This is a genomic window from Cryobacterium zhongshanensis, assembly GCF_022760445.1.
Lineage (GTDB): Bacteria > Actinomycetota > Actinomycetes > Actinomycetales > Microbacteriaceae > Cryobacterium > Cryobacterium algoricola.
The window spans coordinates 680,936-700,704 of sequence record NZ_JALGAR010000001.1 but is presented as its reverse complement, the minus strand read 5'-3'; the positions used below and the strand labels follow the sequence as shown (position 1 = coordinate 700,704).

Genomic DNA, 19,769 nt, shown 5'->3' with positions numbered 1-19,769 from the left:
CCACTTCGGCAGACCGCACCCGTTTCCGCGGCCCCCGCACGATGCCCGCGCCCACTTTGGCAGACCGCACCTGAAACGGCGGGCGCGGCCTGCCGAAACCGGCGCGGCCGTCCCGTGTCACGCCGGCAGCTCTCGGGTTACCCTGAGGCCCAAGGGCTAGTCGCCGCGGCGTTTGGATTCGGAGGAGCTCATGGCCATGGACGGACGTGGACGGGTGATCGTGCGGGACGGGCCCTGGGGGTTCGTCCTCTTTCTGGCGTACATCGGAGCGGCGATCTACTTCGTCTCGGCGTCGAGCGGCACGTTCTGGGGCGTGATTCTCGGGCTGCTCCAGGCGATCGTCTGGCCGGTCTACGTCGTGTATCACGTGCTCGTCCTGATCGGAGCCTGAGCGCCGGACGATCAGCGTCGGCGCGCGTGACTCCTCGGGTTCCGCCCAGCCCACGGATGCCCGCGCCGGGTTTGGCAGGCCGCGCCCGAAACGGTGGGCGCGGCCTGCCAACCCCGGCGCGGGCGCGAGGACAAACCGGCGCGGCCTGCCGAAACCGGCGCGGGCGCGAGGACGAACCGCCCGTCTGCCTCCGACCGCCCGCCTCAGCTGGCGCCGTCTCCTTGGTCTCTCTGGCTCGTCAAGGCCGCGCGCAGGAGCCAACCCGCGCTGAGGAGGACCGTGAGCAGGGACACGCCGAGCGGGGTCCACGCGAGCCCAACCGGGATTTGTTCGCCGGCATCGGCACGGTATCCGAGGACCACGAGCCAGATCATCGAGGCGATCACGCCGAGAAATCCGCACACGGCACTGGCGCCGGCGATCACGATGTTTCGACGTGCCGTCACAGCGGGTCCCCTCAGGCGTGACGGTGAGACAGCAGCCGAAAGCCTCGGTAGGCAAGCACCCCGGCCAGCGCCAGGAAGACGGTGCCGGATACATTGTGGAACCACTCCGACGCGGTGCCGAACGTCAGAACAGACAGCATCAGTACAACGACTGCACCGCAGAGGAACAGGAACGCAGTACCTGTCGACCGGGTGAACTCCTGCTCATTTCGGTTGGTCATGGCGTCACTCTACAATCGTTTTACCTGACCATGCCACTTAAATCTGTGCGGGCGCATCCGCTCGCCGTAAGCTCCTGACATGGCCCACCCTCCGAGTCCGGACTCTCGCCTACTCACGTACGCCACCGTTACGGTGCAGTCCGACGCGCCCGCACCCTTCACGATCACGGGCGTCGACATCTGGACCACCCACGCAGTGGTCTACGGGCAGGTCCTGGATCCCACCGCGGATATCCACTGGTCGACCCCCGACGAGGTGCGGTTCGACGGGCTCCCGTTCGAGGTCGGTCCCCTCACCGTTGAACCGGGTCCCGTGTTCGGAGAGGCCGGCTACCCCGGGAGCATCGCGGTCTCCACGCGGGATGCGCCGAGCCCCGACGCGCGAACGGTCACGCTCTCCTACGGTCGCTTCGAGGTGACGGGCACGATCGGCGCCGGCGCAAGGCCCTGACCGCTGTCTGGTGAGTTACTTCGGAACAACGTCAGCGGGCGACCGGTAGCGGATGCTCGCGCCGGTTTGCGCAGGGAGCGCCCGAAACGGCCGGCGCGGGCTGCCGAAACCGGCGCGGGCGCGAACGCAAACGGGTGCGGGCTGCCGAAACCGGCGCGGCGGCGAGTACGAGGGGGTGCGGGCTGCCGAAACCGGCGCGGCGGCATCCGCTCGGCGACACGACGGGGCCGGCGACGATAGCCGGGGGCCGCAAGTCAGGGCAGGCGGTCGAAGAGGTGGGTTGCGACGAACGCGACGAGGGATCCGGCGGCGCAGATCGCCGCGACCCCGCCGACGTAGGCGATGACGGCCTCGTTGTTCGGGCCGGATGCGCCGAAGAAGGTCACGAGGAACGCTGCGGCCGCGACAACGCAGAACGGCACGACGAACCAGAGCTGGGTGCGGTAGCCGATCGCCGGCGTTCCGCGGACCGGGGCCAGGGGGCCGCCGCCCGTCTCCGGGTCGGCATTCCCAGCCACGAACCGCTGCCCGCGAGGGCGCGCTCGCAACCGGCTGGGCGATGCGCCCCACACCCCGAGCGCGAGGCCGCCCGCGCAGCCCCAGACGGCGACGACGAGGAGCCCGGCGATGACGTCGCTCGGCCGGTGCCAGCCGTTCGCGAGGGTCGACACTCCGGCCAGGGCAGCGAACGCCGAGCCGAGCAGGGCGGCCAGCCAGCGGGTGCGCGGGCTCGAGACGAGGAAGACGGCGAGAGCGGATGCCGCGGCGACCGTCGTGTGCCCGGACGGGAACGAATTGCCGGCGTACCCGTCGACACCGAGATCGGGACGGGTGAGCAGCATGTCCTTGAGGACCTGGGTGGTGACGACGGCACCCAGGGCGACGACGAGGGCGACGACGAGGGTGCGGAGATCGCGGCGCACGGCCGTGATGATCCCGGTGATGACGGCGCCGGCAACGACGGAGACGGTCGGAACCTGGTCGAGCACCTGCTGGGTGACGACGGTGACGCTGCGCCGGCCGAAGATCGAGCCGTCGTAGGCGAGCTGGTCCATCGTCTGGCCGTGCAGGGTGCGCACAAAGAAGAGATAGAGCGCGACGAAGGCGGCCGATGCGACGATCGCGCCGCCGAGATATCGCGGGAATCCTGTTGTCGAAAGGGAGCGCACAGTCCAGCTTCGCACGACTGGCTGGACAGACCGTGGGCGAGGCCGCCGAAACGCCGACCCAACGGCGCACGGAGCGCCGCACGGCAAGCCGAACGGAGCGCCGCCGCCGCGCCTCCGGGGCAAGGCAAAGGACCCCGGGGCCGAACGCCGCCGAGGTCCTTCTGAGCAGAATTCAACTGCTGTGATGTAGAAGTTACACCGTGCGCGGCGGCCCGCCATACCATCGCGGCACCGGCTCCCTCCGTGCGCTACCCCTTGACTCGGCGGGCGCTCGGCGTACGGTGACTGGCATGTTTGCTGCACACCACGGTCGGCACGCCGCCGACAAAGACCATCCCGCGCGCGGAGGCAAGCCCCCGGGCGCCCGGGCGGCGGGTGTCGAGGGTTTCAGCGGACTCGAGGGCGACTTCGAGGAGGAACGCCGGAGGGCGGCGAACGCCGCGGCCGAGCCCACCGAACCCTACGAGCAGGACACCGTGACCCGGCCCACCCTCCCCGGCACCACCGAGGGCCTGACCCACCCCTGACCCTCCGGTCAGACGCTGCGGGCCGGGCGCCGAGTTCGAGCCTGCCAGGCAGCGGATGCGTCCGGCCCGGACGCCGTCGGCCGCACCAACCGCGGGGCTCAGACCAGGCCGAGCACGACCTTGCCGCGCACGTGGCCGCGCATCAGGTACCGGTAGGCCTCCGCGACCTCCTCAAGCGGGAACACCCGGTCGATCGGCAGCACCACGTCCCCGCTCGCGACCCGGTTGGCGAGGGCGGCCAGGTCGCCCGGGCGGGCCGCCTGCCCTCCGACGCCGGTGATGCCGGCATCCGCTCGGTGGCCGCGCGCCGCGATCGTATTGATGCGGGCGCCGGGCACCCCGAGCTCGAGGGCGGCGTCGATCGTGGCGGGACCGTTGTAGTCGAGCACGGCCGTCACCCGCGGCACGAGTGCCCGCACCCGCTCGGCGAGGCCGGCACCGTAGGCGACCGGGATCACGCCGAGACTGCGGAGGAAGTCGTGGTTGGCGGGGCTCGCGGTCCCGACCACGGTCGCGCCGGTGCGCAGGGCGAGCTGGACGGCGAGAACCCCCACGCCCCCGGCGGCGGCGCTGACGAGTACGGTGTCCTCGCGCGTCAGCCCGAGGGAGCGCACCGAGGCCGCCGCGGCGCGGCCCCCGATATCGAGGGCTCCGGCGGCGAGGAAACCGAGGGCATCCGGCTTGCGGATGATCGCGGACGCGTCGACGACGAGCCGGTCTGCCTGCGCGAACATGCGCCTGCCGCCGAGCACGGCGTCGCCGACGGCCCAGCTCGTCACGCCGACACCGAGTTCGTCGATGACGCCGGAGAAGTCGTTGCCGTTGCCGCTCGGCAGCTCGACGCCGTGGGCGCCGGCCGCCGGGCCGCCGCGCAGGATCTTCCAGTCGACGGGATTGAGTCCGGCGGCGTGCACCCGTACGCGCACCTGGCCGCGGCCGGGCGCAGGCGGATCACCGGTGATCACCCGCAGGACTTCCGGGCCGCCGAATTCGGAGAAGCGCACGTAACGAGCCATGTGCCCAGCCTATTCAGGGCGCGCAACCCCCGGCATCTCCGGGTCCGCAGGCCTGTTCGTCTGGAGTACACCGGCCGTTCAAGAACGGCTGGTCGAATATTCGGAGTAGAGTCAGTCGACTCAACGATGAGTGCCACACAGTCCCGACGAATGGAAAGTTCATTTGAACCTGCGAACGGCCGAATACCCCAGGCCGGACTATTTCCTGCTCCATCTCAGCGACACTCACGTTCTGGCCAATGGCGGCAGGCTCTACGACCGGGTCGACAGCGCCCGGCACCTGGCCGAACTCTTCGCCGAGGTCGAAGCCTCGTCTGGCCGCCCCGATGCCATCATCATCACCGGCGATCTGGCCGACAAGGGTGAAGCGGATGCCTATGCCCTGGTCCGCAGCATCGTCGAGCCGGCCGCCGCTCGCCTCGGCGCCCGCGTCATCTGGGTGATGGGCAACCACGACAGCCGCCCGGCCTTCCGCGCGGAACTCCTCGGCCAGCCCTCGTCGACGGCACCGATCGACCGCGTCGACTACATCGGCGGCCTCCGCATCATCACGCTCGACACGTCGGTGCCCCACCACCACTACGGCACGGTCACCGATGCCCAGCTCGCCTGGCTCACCGGGGAACTGAGCGTTCCCGCGCCCGACGGCACCATCCTCGCGATGCACCACCCGCCCGTCCCGAGCGTGCTCGACCTCGCCGTCTCCGTCGAGCTCCGCGGCCAGGACCGCCTCGCCAGAGTGCTCCGCGGCACGGATGTCCGCAGCATCCTCGCCGGGCACCTGCACTATTCCTCGACCGCGATGTTCGCCGGCATCCCCGTGTCGGTGGCCTCGGCCACGTGCTACACGCAGGACCTCAACGTGCCCGTCGGCGGCACGCGCGGCCGCGACGGCGCCCGCGCGTTCAACCTCGTGCACGTCTACCCCGACACCGTGCTGCACTCGGTCGTGCCGCTCGGCAGCTACGCTCCGCTCGACTACATCGACCCGGAGGAGAGCGCCCGCCGCCTCGCCGAGTCGGGCATCACGATCATGGACGCGGGTACTCTGCCAGCGCTCCGCGAGCCGCCGATGACCACGCCGATCCCGGTTCTGCGCTAAACGGGCCGGTCCGCGGCGCACCGCCGGCGTCACCGACCCCGCCGTTGACCGCGGTCGCGCCCGCGGCGGACGCGGCGGGCGTGACGCTCGTCGTAGCCTGCGCCTCGCGCTCCCACGGTGCGACGATCGGGAAGTACTGCTCGAGGAACTCGGTCACGGCCGCGCGGCGCACGTCGTCGGAGATCTCGGGGAAGCTGCCGTCGTTGAGGCAGAACATGTCCTGGTCGCGGCGCTTACGGAGCTTGTTCATCTGGCGCAGGGCGAGTTTGAGGGTCGTCTCGATGTAGAGCGATCTCGCCTGGGTCTGCTCGACCGCGCGCCCGGTGGTCAGTGCGTAGTAGTGGTACAGCGAGTTCGTCACGGAGATGTCGGTTGCCGAACGGAACTGGCTCGCCGCGGTGCGGGCGAAGTCCTCCGGGAACTCGGCCTCGAGCTCGAGCAGCACGCTCTTCCGCATCGGCACCGCCGTGTGCTCGAGGTGACGGGTGGTGACCTTGCCGAAGCGCTCGCGGAGCAGCGCCCGGTTGACCCGGGCGGCGTTCTCGAACCCGCTGCGGCTCGGGTCGTTCTCGCCGAGGCCGATCCGGGTGGCCGCCTCGATGAATTTGGTGACGCCGCCGGGCGAGAAGAACAGTTCCGGGCCGATCGGGCGGCCGAAGAACATGTCGTCGTTGGAGTACAGGAAGTGCTCGGCGAGCCCGGGGATGTGGTGCAGCTGGCTTTCCACGGCGTGGGAGTTGTGGGTCGGCAGCACGCTCGGGTCCGGGAAGAAGTCTTCGCTCCGCATGATCGTGACGCGCGGGTGCTCGGCGAGCCACTCGGGTGCCGGGGAGTCCGTCGCGATGAAGATGCGGCGCACCCAGGGTGCGAACATGTAGACGCTGCGGAGGGCGTACTTGAGCTCGTCGATCTGCCGGAACCGGGCGTCGGACTCGTCGCCGCTGCCGACGACGTATGCCTTCATCCGCTTGGCACGTTCGCGCTGGAAGTCGCTCGAGGAGCCGTCGACCCAGGAGAAGACCATGTCGATGTCGAAGCTCACGTCACTCGCGAGATCGTCGAACATGTGCTGCAGCGTGCGCCAGGTGCGCCCGAACAGGGTGATCGTGGTCTCGCGGGCCTCGCCGCGCGGCATCCGCTTGCGCATCAGGGAATTCTCGACCGGGGCGACGATCTCGTCTTCTCCGAAGAACCAGAGTTCGAACTGGAATGCGGTCTCGGCGCCGTACCGGAGGCGGCCGATCGGTTCGATGCGCGGGCGGTAGACCCGGAAGACGGATGACTTGCGCAGGGTGGTGAGGGCGCCGTCGGCGAGGAGGAGCGGCTGGGTGAGGTGCCCGTCGAGGGGCTTCGCATAGAAGGGGTCGTTCGAGAACGCCTCGGCGAGCGCGCGGGTGATGTGCTTGCGGCGCTTGCGGTCGACGGCGAGCACCGGGCGGTCATGGTCGCCGCGGACGAGCAGGAAGTCGATGCCGGCGGCGTCGAGGGCGTGCGCGACGGCGAGCAGGTCCCTGACCATGGACTCGTGCGGGGTGAAGTGGCCGTTGATCAGGGCGATTTCACCCTTGCGCACGACGACGTCTTCGCGGTCGAAGCGGCGGGTGCGGGCGTCCGGGGACAGCAGCACGAGTTCGGGTTCCTGGCTCAGCGAGAGCACCGGGACGGCCGGGGTCACCGGGACGATCGGCTGCTCTGCGGCTGAACGATCGACGGTAACCATGGTCCTCCTCGGGAAATTGGGAACGCTCATCCACGAGGCAACCGTGTGTTGCCGGGGAGAGTGCGTCCGGTACGTGCCGGCGGCCGCGACCCGGTCTGAGCCGGGAACCGGCAGCCGACAGCAAGCGGTAGCGTTCCCTCCAGTCTACGTTGCCCGGCGACCGGCCCCGATGGCGCCCGCCGCTCCCGGAGGCGGCTCAGCGCGCGCTGATGCCGATCAGGCCGATGATGAGGGCCATCACCTCGAGGGTGACCAGTTCGTGGGCGAGGTTCAGCACGGTGAGCCCCGCGGGGCGCCGGTCGAAGACGTCGTGGGTGACCATCCGGGCCGCGGTGAAGCCGGCCCAGAGGATCAGCGCGGTCAGCAGCGCATTGGCGAGGAAGCTGCCGCCGTAGAAGTTCTGCGTGATCGCGATGGCGCCGGCGAGCACCCAGGCGGTCACGAAACTGACGAGCACGGTGATGACGAGGGGCGCGACCGCGTTGGCGCGCATGCTCTCCTCATCGTGGCCGACCGTGCGCATCCAGTACGCACCGAAGACGCGCCGCGAATACCAGATCGACCCGACGGCCATGCTCGACGCGGTGGCCAGGAGTACGGCCCAGATGTTGATCTCGGGAACCATGGGGGATCCTCTCGCTGATTCCGCCGGCGGCGGAGGGGATGGCTCCGATGTTAGAGCGAAGCGAGCCCGTCGGGAGCGGTCTCCCCGGATGTCTCCCCGATCGTTAACTCCGCGGGGTCGGTCACCGGAACCCGACAGACGAACTCGCGGCAGAGGTAGGCCGTCGGCAGGTCGCGGAGCGGCACCCGGCCGGCGAAGAGCTCGAATCCCGCCGCCGCGAGTGTCCGGGCCTGGGCCGCGGTGACGGATGCGACGAGGCCGGTGGCCCGCCGCCTCGCGCTGTCCACGAGCGCCGTCGGGCTCACGGCAGCGGGCAGATCGAAGAACGAGGGTGCGGCCGAGAAGTCGGGCTCCCCCGGCTCGTCGAGGTCGCCAGGGTCGCCCGGCTCCCGCCGGGCGGGGTCGGGGTCGGGGTCGGGGTCGGGGTCTGGCGAGACGATCACCAGCTGTTCCACGGGAGCGAGCAGTGCGGAGCAGAGCTGCAGCACGGCACCGAACGCGAGCGGGCGTTCGGTGGCGCGGGCGAGGAACGGGACGACGGCGGTGATGGCGGCATCCCGGTATCCGTCCACCCCCGTCGTCAGGTACAGCAGCTGCGCGGCGCCCGCGGCGGCGGAGCGCCCGGACGGGTACGCGCCCTCAGAGGGGTCGACTTCGAGGGCGAGCCCCTGGCCGACCAGCACGGGATCGGAGCCGGCCGGGACCCGGAACCGTGTCGCCGCGGTGCCTGTCGCCGCCGTGTCGGTCGCCGCCGTGTCGGTGGGCGGCGCTAGCGTGCTGTCCACCAGGAGGCGCGCCGCGGACGCGTAGCGTTCCTCTCCCGTCACGAGTGCCAGTTCGAGGAGTCCCTGTGCGAACATCCCGTAGTCCTCCAGGGTGGCCCGCGCCGTCGACATGCGGCCGGCGATGGAGGCGCGTGCGAGCTCCGGCCGGTCCCCCGCCGACGGCATGGTGAGGTGCCGGGACAGCAGGTAATCGGCGGCGCGGACCGCGGCATCCGTGTACCGGGGTTCATCGAAGACGAACCCGGCCCGGGCGAGCGCGGCGATGGCGAGGCCGTTCCAGCCGGTGAGCACCTTCTCGTCGAGGGCGGGGCGGGGCTGCGTGCGCCGGGCGTCGATGTCGAGGGCGTAGTAGCCGCCCTCGACGCGGCGTCCGGCGACGGTGCTCTCCGAATCCTGGGCGCTCGCGAAACCGCCGTCGGGCAGTTGCATCACGGAGAGGAGGAAGCCGGCGACGCCCTCTGCGACCGTGCGCGACCACTGTTCCCCGGTCAGTCTCCAGGCCAGGGTGTAGAGATCGAGGAGCTGGGCGTTGTCGTAGAGCATCCGTTCGAAGTGCGGTTCGCTCCAGTCCCGGTTGACCGCGTAGCGGAAGAATCCGCCCTCCACGGGGTCCCGCAGCGGGGAGGCGCCCATCCGCTTGAGGGTGCGCAGGGCGAGGCTGCGGCCGGCCGGGCGGTCGAGCAGGAACCCGAGGGCCGGGGCGACGGGGAACTTCGGCGCGCCGCCGAAGCCGCCGTACCGGGTGTCCTCGGTCGCGGCAAGGCCCTCCACGATGCCGTCCAGCACGCTGCCCTGCGGCAGCCGTCGTAACCTGCGGTCCCCGAGGTCGTGGTCGCCAACGCCGTGCCCGCCCACGTGCCCATCGCCGTCGTGGCCGCCGCCGTCATGGTCGCCGCCGTCGTGGCCGCTGCCGTCGTGACCGCCGCCATCGTGGCCGCTGCCGTCATGGTCGTCGCCCCGGAAACCGTCGACGGCGGCATCGGCGAGCTCCTGCTGCCGGGCGGCCGCGGCGAGCGCGTCTGCGACGAGAGCACCGGTCTCGGTGACCTCGGCGCGGCGGACGGTCCAGGCATCCGTGACGGCTTCGAGCACCTGCCGGAATGCCGGTCGGCCGGGAACGGCGATCGGCGGGAAGTAGGTGCCCGCGTAGAAGGCGCGTCCCTCGGGGGTGACGAAGACGTTGAGCGGCCAGCCGAGACCGTCGACGAAGGCGCTTGCCGAGGCGAGGTAGGTCGCGTCGACCTCGGGATGCTCCTCCCGGTCGACCTTGATGCTCACGAAGTGCGCGTTGAGGTATGCGGCGAGGTCGGGGTCGCTGAAGCTCTCCCGCGCCATCACGTGGCACCAGTGGCAGGTCGAGTATCCGATCGATACGAGCAGCGGCAGGTCACGTTTCCGGGCCTCGGCGAAGGCCTCCTCGCCCCAGCCGTGCCAGTCGACCGGGTTGTCGGCGTGGGAGCGCAGGTACGGGCTGATCGCATCGGCGAGACGATTCGGCATGGTCCCATTGTGCCCCGACCCCGCAAGATCGAACCGGACCGGCGGAGCCGCGCGCGCGTGGTTCCCGACTCGTTACAGTGGACACACCTCGACCGCTGGGAGCTGCGGGATGACATCGGAGTCTGTGGCACAACGGCTGCACGCCGCAGCCTCGGCTGATGCCGCCCTCGCCTCCGATCTCCGCGCCGCCTACCGGGGCAGGCACGACGTTCTCGACGCCCTGTGGTGGCGGGCGCACCCGCTCACCGCGACCCCGGTCGGGCGGCCGGATCCCGCCGCGGAGCTGCCCCGGTTGCAGGCGGCGGTGTACGCGCGGCCCGGCCCGGACGGGTCCCTCGTCGAGAGCGAACGGCGACTCGGTGACCTCACGGCCCGGCTGAGGCAGGACGATGCGGACCTCGACGCGGTGCTGCTGCTGTTCCCCGACGGCGCCCTCCCCGCCAGCTCCCCGGGTGCGCCGCATTCTGCCGGCAGTCCGCGCGCTCCCGCCGGCCACGACGGCTCGAGCGCCCCCGGTGCTCCGAATGCTCCCGACGGTCACGGAAGCTCGGGCGCACCCAGCACTCCCGGCGCTCCCGGCACTCCCGGCGGCCCCGGCACTCCCGGCGCTCCAGGCGCTCACGGCGGCCCCGGAGGCCCCGGAGGCCCCGGCGGCTCGGGCGCTCCGGTCGGCACGTCCGACGCCGACTGGAGCGCGCAGCCAGCCCGCGCACTCCGGGGCCCGACCCGGCGACGCGGCGTGCTCCTCGTGGCGGCCGGGGTCCTCGTCGGCGGGATCGCCGTCGCCGCGGTCTCGACCCTGCTGCCGCACGGCGGCGGGGCGGGCGGTCCGGGCGCCGAGGCAGCGGCATCCGCTTCGCCCGGCCTGCTCGCGCTCTACGACCAGCCGCAGATCCCCGACCAGACCACGATCGACCTCGGGCCGGAATTCCGCCGGGATTCCATCCACGCGATGTTCGTCGAGCGCGAGACGAGCTCCGTCGTCTACGTCGCCCGGCGGGGAGACGACCTCTATTGCGTGATCCTGCGCGCCCAGGGCCAGCAGGGCGCGAGCGTGTGCGTCGGCCTCGCGGAGCTCGCCCGCCGCGGCCTGAACCTCACCGCGACGGTGCCGGTCAACCCCTTCACCCTCGGCAAGGACTCGCTCGAGCCGGCGGGCGCCCTCGCCGACGTCACGATCCGGGTCAGCACCGACGGTGTCGTCTCGAGCGACACCGCCCCGCACCCCACCAACTGACCGCCCGACCGGCCCGCACCCGACGGACTGACCCGCCCCACCCCGCCAGCCAGCCAGCCAGCCCATGGCCGAGAGTCGCCGTTCACGCCGAGGCGACCCGCTCCACCAGCGACACTCGGCGCCAGTGGCGACCCTCGGCGCCGCGCATCGCGTCCCGCAGGCGGTGCACTCGCTAGGGTGAGTGTCACAACCGTCGGGGGGGGCCGGAATGGTATTCGAGATCAGCGCAGAGTCCGAGCAGCAACGGCGGGCCGGGCACCTCCGCGAGGCGGCCCAGGCGGATGCCGCACTCCACGCGGTCCTGCGCCGCGACTACCCGGGTCGCCACGACGTGCTCGACGCCCTCTGGTGGCGGGCGCATCCGCTCACGGAGAGTCCGTCCGGACGGCCGGACCCCGCCGCCGAGCTCCCGGACCTGCAGGCGGCGGTCTACTCCCGCGCCCGCTCGGCCGAGTCGGCGCCCGAGGACGAGCAGCGCCTCGCCGCGTTGAAGCAGGCCCTTGACCAGGACACCGCCGACCTCGAGGCCCTCCTCGAGCAGCACGCCACCCCCGAGGCCGCCGCCCGCGCCAAAACCGCACAGCTCCTTTCCGCGAGAGCGGAGAAAGGGCCCTTATCAGCGCCCGATAGGGGCACTTTTTCCGCTCTCGCGGGGACGGTGGCGGGCGACGCGACGGAAATCGAAGTGGACGCCGGCCCGGAAGCGGGCGCGGGTCCGGAGAACGCGGCTCCGCGGCGACTGCGCGGACTGCGCGCGGGTGCGCTAGTGCTGGCGGGCACGGCGATTGGGGTACTCTCTCTCCTCGCGCTGCAGGCGAGCGGTCTGGCCGGCGCAACGGATGCCCCTGGCGGCACAGTCTCGACGGCGGGGGCCTCCCAGGCGGCCGACACTCCGGAATCCACTCGAAGCCTGCTCGCTGTCTTCGAGGGGCCGGAATTCGTGCCCGACGAGACCGCGCCCGCCCTCGGTGGGGAATACACCTCGGTGCACAGCCTCTTCGGTCCAGCCCTCGACGCGCCGTACAGCGTCTTCGCGGCCCGGTTGCGGGACGACCAATACTGCCTGATCCTCCGCAACGCCGACCTCACCGGCACGAGCGCGTGCACCACGCTCGATGAGCTCCTCGGGAGCGGGTTGCACCTCAACGCCACGGTCATGGGCGCGCTCGACAGCGCAGACCCCCTCAGCGCGTCAGTGACCTACGACCAGCTGATCGACGTCAGCGTCGATTGGACCCTCGCCGGCGGCATGAGTTCGACGAGCGGCCCGCACCGCGGCGCGGAGGGGTAACCCCAGCGCCGTGTGAAGCCGCACGCACCGAACGTCGCCGTCACCGTCGCTCGTGCAGCGGTTCCGCCACGTTGCAGCGCGGGGCATGCCGGCGGAAGGCGGCAATCGTGCGAATCAGACGGTGCCGGTGAGCTCGCGCTCGACGAAGTCACGGCGGCGGCGCTGCACCCGCATCCAGATGAAGAAGCCCGTGATCGTGAAGGCGCCGTAGAACACATACAGGATCGCCGAGGCGTAGTACCCGGCGCTGACCAGGAGCGGCACGCCGACGATATCGACCGCGACCCAGATCAGCCAGAACTCCGTCCACCCCTTGGCCATGCCATAGGTCGCGAGGAGGGAGCCGGTGAAGATCCAGGCATCCGCCCAGACCGGCTCGAAGGAGCCGAGGGCCCGGAAGATCGGGGTGAGCACGAGGGTCCCGGCGACCAGGCCGAGGCCCAGCAGGATGCGGGTGCGGTTGCCCGCCCAGTGCGGCACGACCGCTGCGTGCACGGTGGAGTTGCGACTTCGCGACCACTGGATCCACCCGTAGATCGACACGATGATGAACATCACCTGCCGGCCGGCCTGGCCGAGCAGGTTCACCGGGTTCGGGGTGGAGAAGAGCACGCCCATGAACACGGTGAAGAGCAGGGCGTTGCCGGCGATTCCGATGGGCCAGGCCCAGATCTTGCGGCGCATGCCGCCGACCGCGCTCAGGATGCCGAACAGGTTGCCGATGATCTCCCGCCACAGGATGGTCTGCGTGCCGATGTGAAGTTGCGCGTCGAACAGCCACTCAATCGGATTCACAGGTCAACTTCCTCGCCGGGGCTGGTCCCTCCGCCTTCTCCCAACTTACCGCGAACGCCTTCGGGCGGCTCCGGCTCAAGCTCGTCGGCCAGGCGCAGCCCGCGCTCGGCCCACCCGATTTCCTGCTCGGCCCGGGCGATGAGCCCCTCGTAGGCGAAGAGCTTGTACGCCGCGATGCGCGGCCGCTCGGACTCCGGGCTAATCAACAGTCTCTGGACGAAGATCGGATGCGTGCGGTCCCGGATCGCGGCGAACTGGCCCTGCCACTGCTCGCGCAACCCGGCCCAGTGCCGCACGTGCGCCCGGAGCTGTTCCCTGACCGAGTCAGGGTCGGCCCATTCGAAGTACGCCGCACGCAGGTGCGCCGGGTCTCGCTCCCGCGAGTACTCGACCGGTTCGGCCATCCACGCACGGAACGCCTGCTCACCCAGTGCGGTGATGTGGTAGATCCGCTTCGTCGCCTGGGTCGCCTGGGTGCTCCGGGCCACCGCCGTCGCCTCGATCAGGCCCCCGGTTTCCATCCGGCGCAGTTCCGGGTAGATCTGCGAGTCCGGGGCACTCCAGACGTGCCCGACCGAGCTGTGGAACGACTTGGCGAGGTCGTAGCCGGTCATGGGCTGCGCCGTCAGGAGCGCAAGGAGGGCATAGCGCAGGCTCATGGTTTGATTCTGGTCCCTGAAAGGGCCTTGTGGTTTCACTATCGACATAGGTATTGTGTTGACATTTCGATGTGATGCCAGGCGCACGATGTTCGGACGAAGGAGTCCCGATGAAGGAAACGACCGTCGACAAGATCCTCGGCCACCCGCTCAACGCCTGGTACGTCGCCGCCTGGGACCACGAGGTCAATCGCAAGCCGCTCGCGCGAACCGTCGCGAAGCGTCCGCTCGCGCTGTACCGCACCGAGGACGGTGACGCCGTCGCCCTCGCCGACGCGTGCTGGCACCGGCTGGCGCCGCTCTCGATGGGCAAGCTGGAGGGCCGGGACGGCATCCGCTGCCCATACCACGGCATCCTCTACAATTCGGCGGGCCGCTGCGTCTCGATGCCGGCGCAGGAGACCATCAACCCGAGCGCCACGGTCGCGTCCTTCCCCGTCGTGGAACGGTACCGCTTCGTCTGGGTGTGGCTCGGCGATGCAGCCCTGGCCGACCCGGAGCTCGTGCCCGACATGCACCAGATGGATGACCCGGAGTGGGCCGGAGACGGCCTGACGATCTCGGTGCAGTGCAACTACCAGCTGGTGCTCGACAACCTGATGGACCTGACCCACGAGGAATTCGTGCACAGTTCCTCGATCGGCCAGGAGGCGCTGAGCGAATCCGAGTTCACGGTGCACCATGACGAACGGACCGTCACCGTGGAACGCTGGATGCTCGGCATCGACGCTCCCCCGTTCTGGCTGAAGAACATGCGCGACAAGTTTCCCGGCTTCGAGGGGAAGGTCGACCGCTGGCAGATCATCCACTTCGAATCGCCGACCACGATCAATATCGACGTCGGTGTCGCGCGGGCCGGCACCGGGGCGCCGCAGGGCGATCGAAGCCAGGGCGTCAACGGCTATGTGATGAACACGATCTCGCCGGTCACCGACCGTTCCTCCCTCTATTTCTGGGCGTTCATGCGCAACTACCGGCTCGAGAGCCAGGTGATCACCACCCAGCTGCGCGATGGGGTCTCCGGCGTCTTCAGGGAGGACGAGGACATGCTCGTCGCCCAGCAGGCCGCGATCGACGCCAATCCCGACTACGAGTTCTACAGCCTGAACATCGACGCGGGCGGGATGTGGGTGCGGCGGCTGATCGAACGTCAGCTCGCGGCGGAGGGACGCCTGCCCGCACCCCTCGCTGCCGGCTGAACGGCGGCACCGACAATGGCAACGTCCCACGCGGCGGTCTGGCAGCGCGCTACGGTCCTCGACACGACCGCCCTCACCGACGACATCCGCCGGATCGTGCTCGCGCCCGACCACCCGGCCACCGTCGACGCGGGCGCGCACATCGACGTGCGCGTGCCGATCGGCGGGGTTCCAGACCGCCGGTCGTACTCCGTCGTCGACGACGGCCCCGACGGCCGGAGCCTGGCTATCAGCGTGCTCGACTCGCCGCGGTCCCGCGGCGGCGCCCGGGCGATGCACGCCCTCCGGCCCGGCGACACCATCGAGATCACCCAGCCGATCGTCGACTTCCCCCTCCGCGTCGGAGCCGCGCACTACGTGCTGCTGGCCGGCGGCATCGGCATTACGGCGGTCATGGGAATGGCGCGAGTGCTCCGGTCGGTCCGCGCCGACTACACGCTCGTCTATGCCGGGCGCAGCCGGCCGGCGCTGGCCTACCTCGAACAATTGCAGAGCGCGCACGGCGACCGGCTGAGACTCCACATCTCCGACGAAGACACCCCGCTCGACGTCACCGAGCTCGTCGGCGGGGTCGAACCGGGCACCGAACTCTACCTGTGCGGTCCGATCAGGCTGATGGACGCCGTGCGTCGGGCCTGGATCGAACGCGAGCTCCCCTATCCCGACCTCCGGTTCGAGACCTTCGGCAACAGCGGCTGGTTCGCCCCCGAGGACTTCGTCGTGCGCATCCCGCGAATCGGCGCCGAGGTCACCGTCCGGGCGACCGAGACCATGCTCGAGGCGCTCGAGGCCGCGGAGGTCGATCTGATGTTCGACTGCCGCAAGGGTGAGTGCGGCCTCTGCGAGGTGCGCGTGCTCGACCTCGATGGAGACATCGACCACCGCGACGTCTTCTACAGCGAACGCCAGAAGGACTCCCGCGGCGCGATGTGCTGCTGCGTGTCCCGGGCCGTCGCCCCGCCCGGCGGCACCGCCGTCGTGACGATCGACATTTCCTGATCCTCCGCACCCCCACACCAACCGCAATCACCATGAAGGAGAACCGCCCATGACACTCACCGTGAATGAAACCGCGACGACCCCGTTCCTCGACCCCGCGGCATGGTCGGGGAAGATCTACATCAACGGCGAGTGGGTCTCCGGGTCAGGCGGCGAGCTCCCCGTCATCGAGCCGGCGACCGGCGACGAGATCGGCCGGATCGGGATCGCCACCCCCGCAGACGTGGCCAGGGCCGCCGCGGGCGCAGCCACGGCTCAGAAGGCCTGGGCCGCGACCGCTCACCCGGTGCGCGCCGCCGTGCTGCGCCGGGCCGCCGCGCTCCTGGAGGAACACGCCGACGAGATCATGGACTGGAACGTTCGGGAGGTCGGTGCGGTTCCCGGGCTTGCCGGCTTCGCCCTCCACGTCGGCGCGCAGGAATGCTACGAGGCCGCGGCGTTGCCGTCGCATCCGCTCGGACAGGTGCTGTCGAGCGAGGAGCCGAGGATCTCCATCGCCCAGCGGGTGCCCGTCGGCGTCGTCGGCGTCGTGTCGCCGTTCAACGTGCCGATCATCCTCGGCATCCGCGCGGTGGCGCCGGCGCTCGCGCTGGGCAATGCGGTCGTGCTCAAGCCGGACCCGCGCACCGCCGTGACCGGCGGCGTGATGATGGTGCGTATCTTCGAGGAGGCCGGCCTGCCCGCCGGGCTCCTGCAGCTGGTGACCGGCGGCGCCGATGTCGGCGAGGCCATCGTCACCGACCCGAACGTGCGGGTGATCGCGTTCACCGGGTCGACCAGGGCCGGTCGCGCCGTCGGCGAGCTCGCGGGAAGGCATCTCAAGCGCGCACACCTCGAACTGGGCGGAAATTCCGCCTTCGTCGTACTCGCCGACGCAGACGTCGACAAGGCCGTCAACCTCGCCGCCTGGGGATCGTTCCTGCACCAGGGGCAGATCTGCATGACGGTCGGGCGGCACATCGTGCACGAGAGCATCTTCGACGAGTACGTCGAGAAGCTCGCCGCGAAGGCGGACTCCCTCGCCGTCGGCAACCCCGCCACCGAGCACGTGCACCTCGGACCGATCATCGACGAGAACCAGCGCGACCGCATCCACCGCCTGGTCACAAGCTCGATCGATTCCGGCGCGAAGCTGAGGGCCGGCGGCAGCTACGACGGGCTGTTCTACCGGCCGACCGTGCTGGCGGACTCGCCGCTGGACGCCCCCGCCTTCTGCGAGGAGGTGTTCGGCCCGGTCGCGTCCGTGGTGCGGTTCAGCACCGAGGACGAGGCCGTGAGCATCGCTTCGGCGACCGAATACGGGCTCTCGCTCGGCATCGTGACCGCCGACGCCATGCGCGGCCTCGAACTGGCCCAGCGGATCCCGTCCGGCATCGTGCACATCAACGACCAGACGGTCAACGACGAGGCGAACACACCGTTCGGCGGCGTCGGCGCGTCCGGCACGGGTTCGCGGCAGGGCGGTGCTGAGGCCAACATCGACGCCTTCACGGAGACGCGCTGGATCACGCTGCGCCGTACGCCCGGCAGCTACCCGTTCTGAGCGGAGCCTAGTTCACATCGTTGGGGTGCGAGCCGACGCGGCCGGAGCGTTCGAGTGCGGAGATCGTGGCGAGCTCGGTGTGGCTGAGCTCGAAGTCGAAGACGTCGAGGTTCTCGATCATCCGCGCACGCCGGTTCGACTTCGGGAACAGGATGTTGCCCGTCTGCAGGTGCCAGCGGATGACGACCTGGGCCGGGCTCTTCCCGTGCGCCTCGGCCGCGACGACGACGACGGGCTCCTCGAGGAGCGGGTACTTGCCCTGGCCGAGGGGACCCCACGCCTCGATCTGGATCCCATGGGCGCGCGCGAACGCGGTGACCTCCTGCTGCTGGTGCGCGGGGTGCAGTTCGATCTGGTTGACCGCGGGGACGATCTCCGTTTCGGCGAGGAGGCGTTCGAGGTGCGGCACGAGGAAGTTCGAGACGCCGATCGACCGGGCCCGGCCGGAGGCGCGGATCTGTTCGAGCGCCTTCCAGCTCTCGACGTAACGGTCCTTCGCCGGTGTCGGCCAGTGGATCAGGTACAGGTCGACGTAGTCGAGCCCGAGCTTCTCGAGGCTCAGGTCGAAGGCGTCGAAGGCGCTCTGGGTGCCCTGGTCGCTGTTCCAGAGCTTCGTCGTGACGAAGAGCTCGGAGCGAGGCACGGCGGATGCCGCGATCGCGGCCCCGACGCCGGCTTCGTTCCCGTAGATCGCGGCCGTGTCGAGGTGCCGGTAGCCGACCTCGAGGGCGTCGGAGACGATGCGGGTGGTCTCGGCCGGATCGACCTTGAACACGCCGAAGCCGAGCTGAGGAATGGTGTGGCCGTCGTTGAAAGTGAGGGTGGGCACAGGAATCGTCATGGGCTCACCCTAAACGCCCGAACCGGACATGACCTGACCAGGGTGTGTCAGCGGGTGAGCTGGAGCGTCCACGCCTCGGGCCCGCGGGAGAGATAGCTGACCGTGAACCGGCCAGGGTGGCGCTCCTCCAACTGGGCGAGCAGGGGCAGCGGGTCGTGCGGGGCGACGAGCACGAGGCCGCCACCGGGAAGGACGGAGTCGAGCGCGCCGAAGATCGCGGCGTGACGGATCGCATGCGGCAACTGCCGGGCGTCCAGCTCGGGGTACCCGGCTGCCTCTGCCTCCCCGCAGGTGCAGGTGTGACCGGCGGGCTCGTCGTGGACGACTGCGGGTCGGGGTGCGGATGCCGGAAGGAGGGGGATCATGTCAGCCATGATTTAAACCTAATATATTCCGGTTTAATAAGCGAACACCGGTGCGCACCCCACTCCTGCGGACGCGCTACTTCCCGGACGAGTCGACCGGCACCCAGTCGCCGCGAAGGCGCACCTCGCACAACTCGGGACGGACGAAGGGGCGCAGCTCCACGTCGTCGGGGTCGTGGCCTCCGGAGCGGGCGATGCCCCGGATCAGGCCGAGGTGCAGCGAGCACACCACCGCGGGCGTGTGCCGGGCCTCGTCGCGGAAGGGGCAGGCCCGGAGCTCGACGACCAGGCCGTCGCGGGCATCCGTCGCAGTCGGCGACGCCGGCTCGACGGGAGACGCGGCAGGTGACTGGGCGATCGGGTCGAAGCCGAGGCCGTCGAGGATGCGCACGAGCGGACCCAGGTCGCTCGCGCCGCCCGCGGCGCCGGTGCCGGGTTCGCTCTCCCGGGCCTCCGGGTCGAAGGCGGCCGACCAGCGTTCGCCGGCGCGGATCGCCCGGGCCCGGCCGCCGTCGTCGTCCTCGGCGAGGGCTCCGACGAGGGCGTGGCTGAGCAGCCGCTGCACGCCGTCTTCGCGCACGGCGGGGTTCACGGTGAAGAGGATGCGCGGACGCCCGCGGATCCCGGTGCGGTCGACGGCACGGCGGATCAGGCCGGCACCCTCGAGCTGATCGAGGTGGAAGCGCGCGGTCGTCACGTGCAGGCCGATGCTCGCGGCGACGGCGGTGGCGTCGACGGGCTCGCGGGCTCCCGCGATCAGTTCGAGCACCCGGCGGCGCGCATCCGAGGCGAGGGCCGCGTGCCGGTCGCCGATTCCCTGTCCCTCTGACATGGTTTGAGCTTAACAGTCTCCGGTTTAAGCGCCAGGCCGGGAGCGCCCGCGCGCA

Annotated in this window: 21 protein-coding genes; 9 read left to right on the top strand and 12 right to left on the bottom strand. The window is 70.5% G+C overall.

Translation table 11 applies throughout. The features are described from left to right. The first annotated feature begins 196 nt into the window (after positions 1-196). On the top strand, positions 197-391 hold the full coding sequence (locus MQH31_RS03310; protein WP_243010900.1) for a hypothetical protein: 195 nt from the start codon (positions 197-199) through the stop codon (positions 389-391). Positions 392-594: 203 nt separating this feature from the next. Here the strand turns inward: MQH31_RS03310 and MQH31_RS03305 are convergent, their stop codons facing one another. Together MQH31_RS03305 and MQH31_RS03300 are read right to left on the bottom strand one after the other, a co-directional pair. Then, positions 595-837: a hypothetical protein gene (locus MQH31_RS03305; protein WP_243010899.1), complete on the bottom strand. Its 243-nt coding sequence runs from the start codon at positions 835-837 to the stop codon at positions 595-597. An 11-nt stretch (positions 838-848) separates the two neighbouring features. Beyond that, a complete protein-coding gene (locus MQH31_RS03300; RefSeq protein ID WP_243010898.1) occupies positions 849-1,058 on the bottom strand; it encodes a hypothetical protein in 210 nt (69 codons plus the stop codon). Positions 1,059-1,137: 79 nt separating this feature from the next. On the opposite strand from MQH31_RS03300, the gene MQH31_RS03295 reads away from it, so the two are divergent. Further along, on the top strand, positions 1,138-1,509 hold the full coding sequence (locus tag MQH31_RS03295; protein WP_243010897.1) for a hypothetical protein: 372 nt from the start codon (positions 1,138-1,140) through the stop codon (positions 1,507-1,509). Positions 1,510-1,763: 254 nt separating this feature from the next. Here the strand turns inward: MQH31_RS03295 and MQH31_RS20815 are convergent, their stop codons facing one another. Next, entirely contained in the window at positions 1,764-2,678 is a 915-nt protein-coding gene (locus MQH31_RS20815; RefSeq protein WP_243010896.1) for a phosphatase PAP2 family protein, read from the bottom strand. Positions 2,679-2,968: 290 nt separating this feature from the next. Between MQH31_RS20815 and MQH31_RS03285 the strand changes: the two genes are divergently transcribed. Continuing rightward, positions 2,969-3,205 (top strand): hypothetical protein, encoded by a 237-nt coding sequence (locus tag MQH31_RS03285; protein ID WP_243010895.1) that lies wholly within the window; start codon positions 2,969-2,971, stop codon positions 3,203-3,205. A gap of 98 nt (positions 3,206-3,303) precedes the next feature. On the opposite strand, the gene MQH31_RS03280 is transcribed toward MQH31_RS03285, so the two are convergent. After that, complete coding sequence (locus MQH31_RS03280; protein ID WP_243010894.1) at positions 3,304-4,221, bottom strand: NADP-dependent oxidoreductase; 918 nt, start codon at positions 4,219-4,221, stop codon at positions 3,304-3,306. Positions 4,222-4,384: 163 nt separating this feature from the next. On the opposite strand from MQH31_RS03280, the gene MQH31_RS03275 reads away from it, so the two are divergent. Continuing rightward, positions 4,385-5,323, top strand: coding sequence for a phosphodiesterase (locus MQH31_RS03275; RefSeq protein ID WP_243010893.1), 939 nt, complete (start codon positions 4,385-4,387; stop codon positions 5,321-5,323). Here MQH31_RS03275 and MQH31_RS03270 read toward each other — a convergent pair. From MQH31_RS03270 to MQH31_RS03260, 3 genes are all read right to left on the bottom strand, one after another. Further along, positions 5,253-7,043, bottom strand: coding sequence for a stealth family protein (locus tag MQH31_RS03270; RefSeq protein WP_243010892.1), 1,791 nt, complete (start codon positions 7,041-7,043; stop codon positions 5,253-5,255). The genes MQH31_RS03275 and MQH31_RS03270 overlap by 71 nt on opposite strands. 196 nt (positions 7,044-7,239) lie before the next feature. Next, the gene (locus MQH31_RS03265) at positions 7,240-7,668 is read right to left on the bottom strand and encodes a DUF1761 domain-containing protein (RefSeq protein ID WP_243010891.1); all 429 of its coding nucleotides are present in this window, start codon (positions 7,666-7,668) and stop codon (positions 7,240-7,242) included. 50 nt (positions 7,669-7,718) lie between these two features. Further along, positions 7,719-9,953 (bottom strand): thioredoxin domain-containing protein, encoded by a 2,235-nt coding sequence (locus MQH31_RS03260; RefSeq protein ID WP_243010890.1) that lies wholly within the window; start codon positions 9,951-9,953, stop codon positions 7,719-7,721. Between the two features lie 109 nt (positions 9,954-10,062). On the opposite strand from MQH31_RS03260, the gene MQH31_RS03255 reads away from it, so the two are divergent. Next, positions 10,063-11,190, top strand: coding sequence for a hypothetical protein (locus MQH31_RS03255; protein ID WP_243011698.1), 1,128 nt, complete (start codon positions 10,063-10,065; stop codon positions 11,188-11,190). 208 nt (positions 11,191-11,398) lie between these two features. After that, positions 11,399-12,481, top strand: coding sequence for a serine/threonine-protein kinase (locus MQH31_RS03250; protein ID WP_243010889.1), 1,083 nt, complete (start codon positions 11,399-11,401; stop codon positions 12,479-12,481). A gap of 114 nt (positions 12,482-12,595) precedes the next feature. On the opposite strand, the gene pnuC is transcribed toward MQH31_RS03250, so the two are convergent. Beyond that, positions 12,596-13,276: a nicotinamide riboside transporter PnuC gene (gene pnuC / locus MQH31_RS03245; protein ID WP_243010888.1), complete on the bottom strand. Its 681-nt coding sequence runs from the start codon at positions 13,274-13,276 to the stop codon at positions 12,596-12,598. Next, positions 13,273-13,935: a PadR family transcriptional regulator gene (locus MQH31_RS03240; RefSeq protein ID WP_243010887.1), complete on the bottom strand. Its 663-nt coding sequence runs from the start codon at positions 13,933-13,935 to the stop codon at positions 13,273-13,275. The genes pnuC and MQH31_RS03240 overlap by 4 nt, the downstream gene beginning before the upstream one ends. A 110-nt stretch (positions 13,936-14,045) precedes the next feature. Here MQH31_RS03240 and MQH31_RS03235 point away from each other — a divergent pair, with 110 nt between their 5' ends. The 3 genes from MQH31_RS03235 to MQH31_RS03225 are packed head-to-tail and all read left to right on the top strand — an operon-like array spanning position 14,046 to position 17,676. After that, on the top strand, positions 14,046-15,134 hold the full coding sequence (locus MQH31_RS03235) for an aromatic ring-hydroxylating dioxygenase subunit alpha (protein WP_134535465.1): 1,089 nt from the start codon (positions 14,046-14,048) through the stop codon (positions 15,132-15,134). A 15-nt stretch (positions 15,135-15,149) separates the two neighbouring features. Continuing rightward, complete coding sequence (locus tag MQH31_RS03230) at positions 15,150-16,133, top strand: PDR/VanB family oxidoreductase (protein ID WP_243010886.1); 984 nt, start codon at positions 15,150-15,152, stop codon at positions 16,131-16,133. A 49-nt stretch (positions 16,134-16,182) separates the two neighbouring features. Then, entirely contained in the window at positions 16,183-17,676 is a 1,494-nt protein-coding gene (locus MQH31_RS03225; protein ID WP_243010885.1) for an aldehyde dehydrogenase family protein, read from the top strand. A 7-nt stretch (positions 17,677-17,683) separates the two neighbouring features. Here MQH31_RS03225 and MQH31_RS03220 read toward each other — a convergent pair whose 3' ends face one another. From MQH31_RS03220 to MQH31_RS03210, 3 genes are all read right to left on the bottom strand, one after another. Further along, complete coding sequence (locus MQH31_RS03220) at positions 17,684-18,517, bottom strand: aldo/keto reductase (protein ID WP_134535462.1); 834 nt, start codon at positions 18,515-18,517, stop codon at positions 17,684-17,686. Between the two features lie 47 nt (positions 18,518-18,564). Further along, positions 18,565-18,891: a DUF2249 domain-containing protein gene (locus MQH31_RS03215; RefSeq protein ID WP_243010884.1), complete on the bottom strand. Its 327-nt coding sequence runs from the start codon at positions 18,889-18,891 to the stop codon at positions 18,565-18,567. A 67-nt stretch (positions 18,892-18,958) separates the two neighbouring features. After that, the gene (locus MQH31_RS03210) at positions 18,959-19,714 is read right to left on the bottom strand and encodes a helix-turn-helix transcriptional regulator (protein ID WP_243010883.1); all 756 of its coding nucleotides are present in this window, start codon (positions 19,712-19,714) and stop codon (positions 18,959-18,961) included. Positions 19,715-19,769 lie beyond the last annotated feature (55 nt).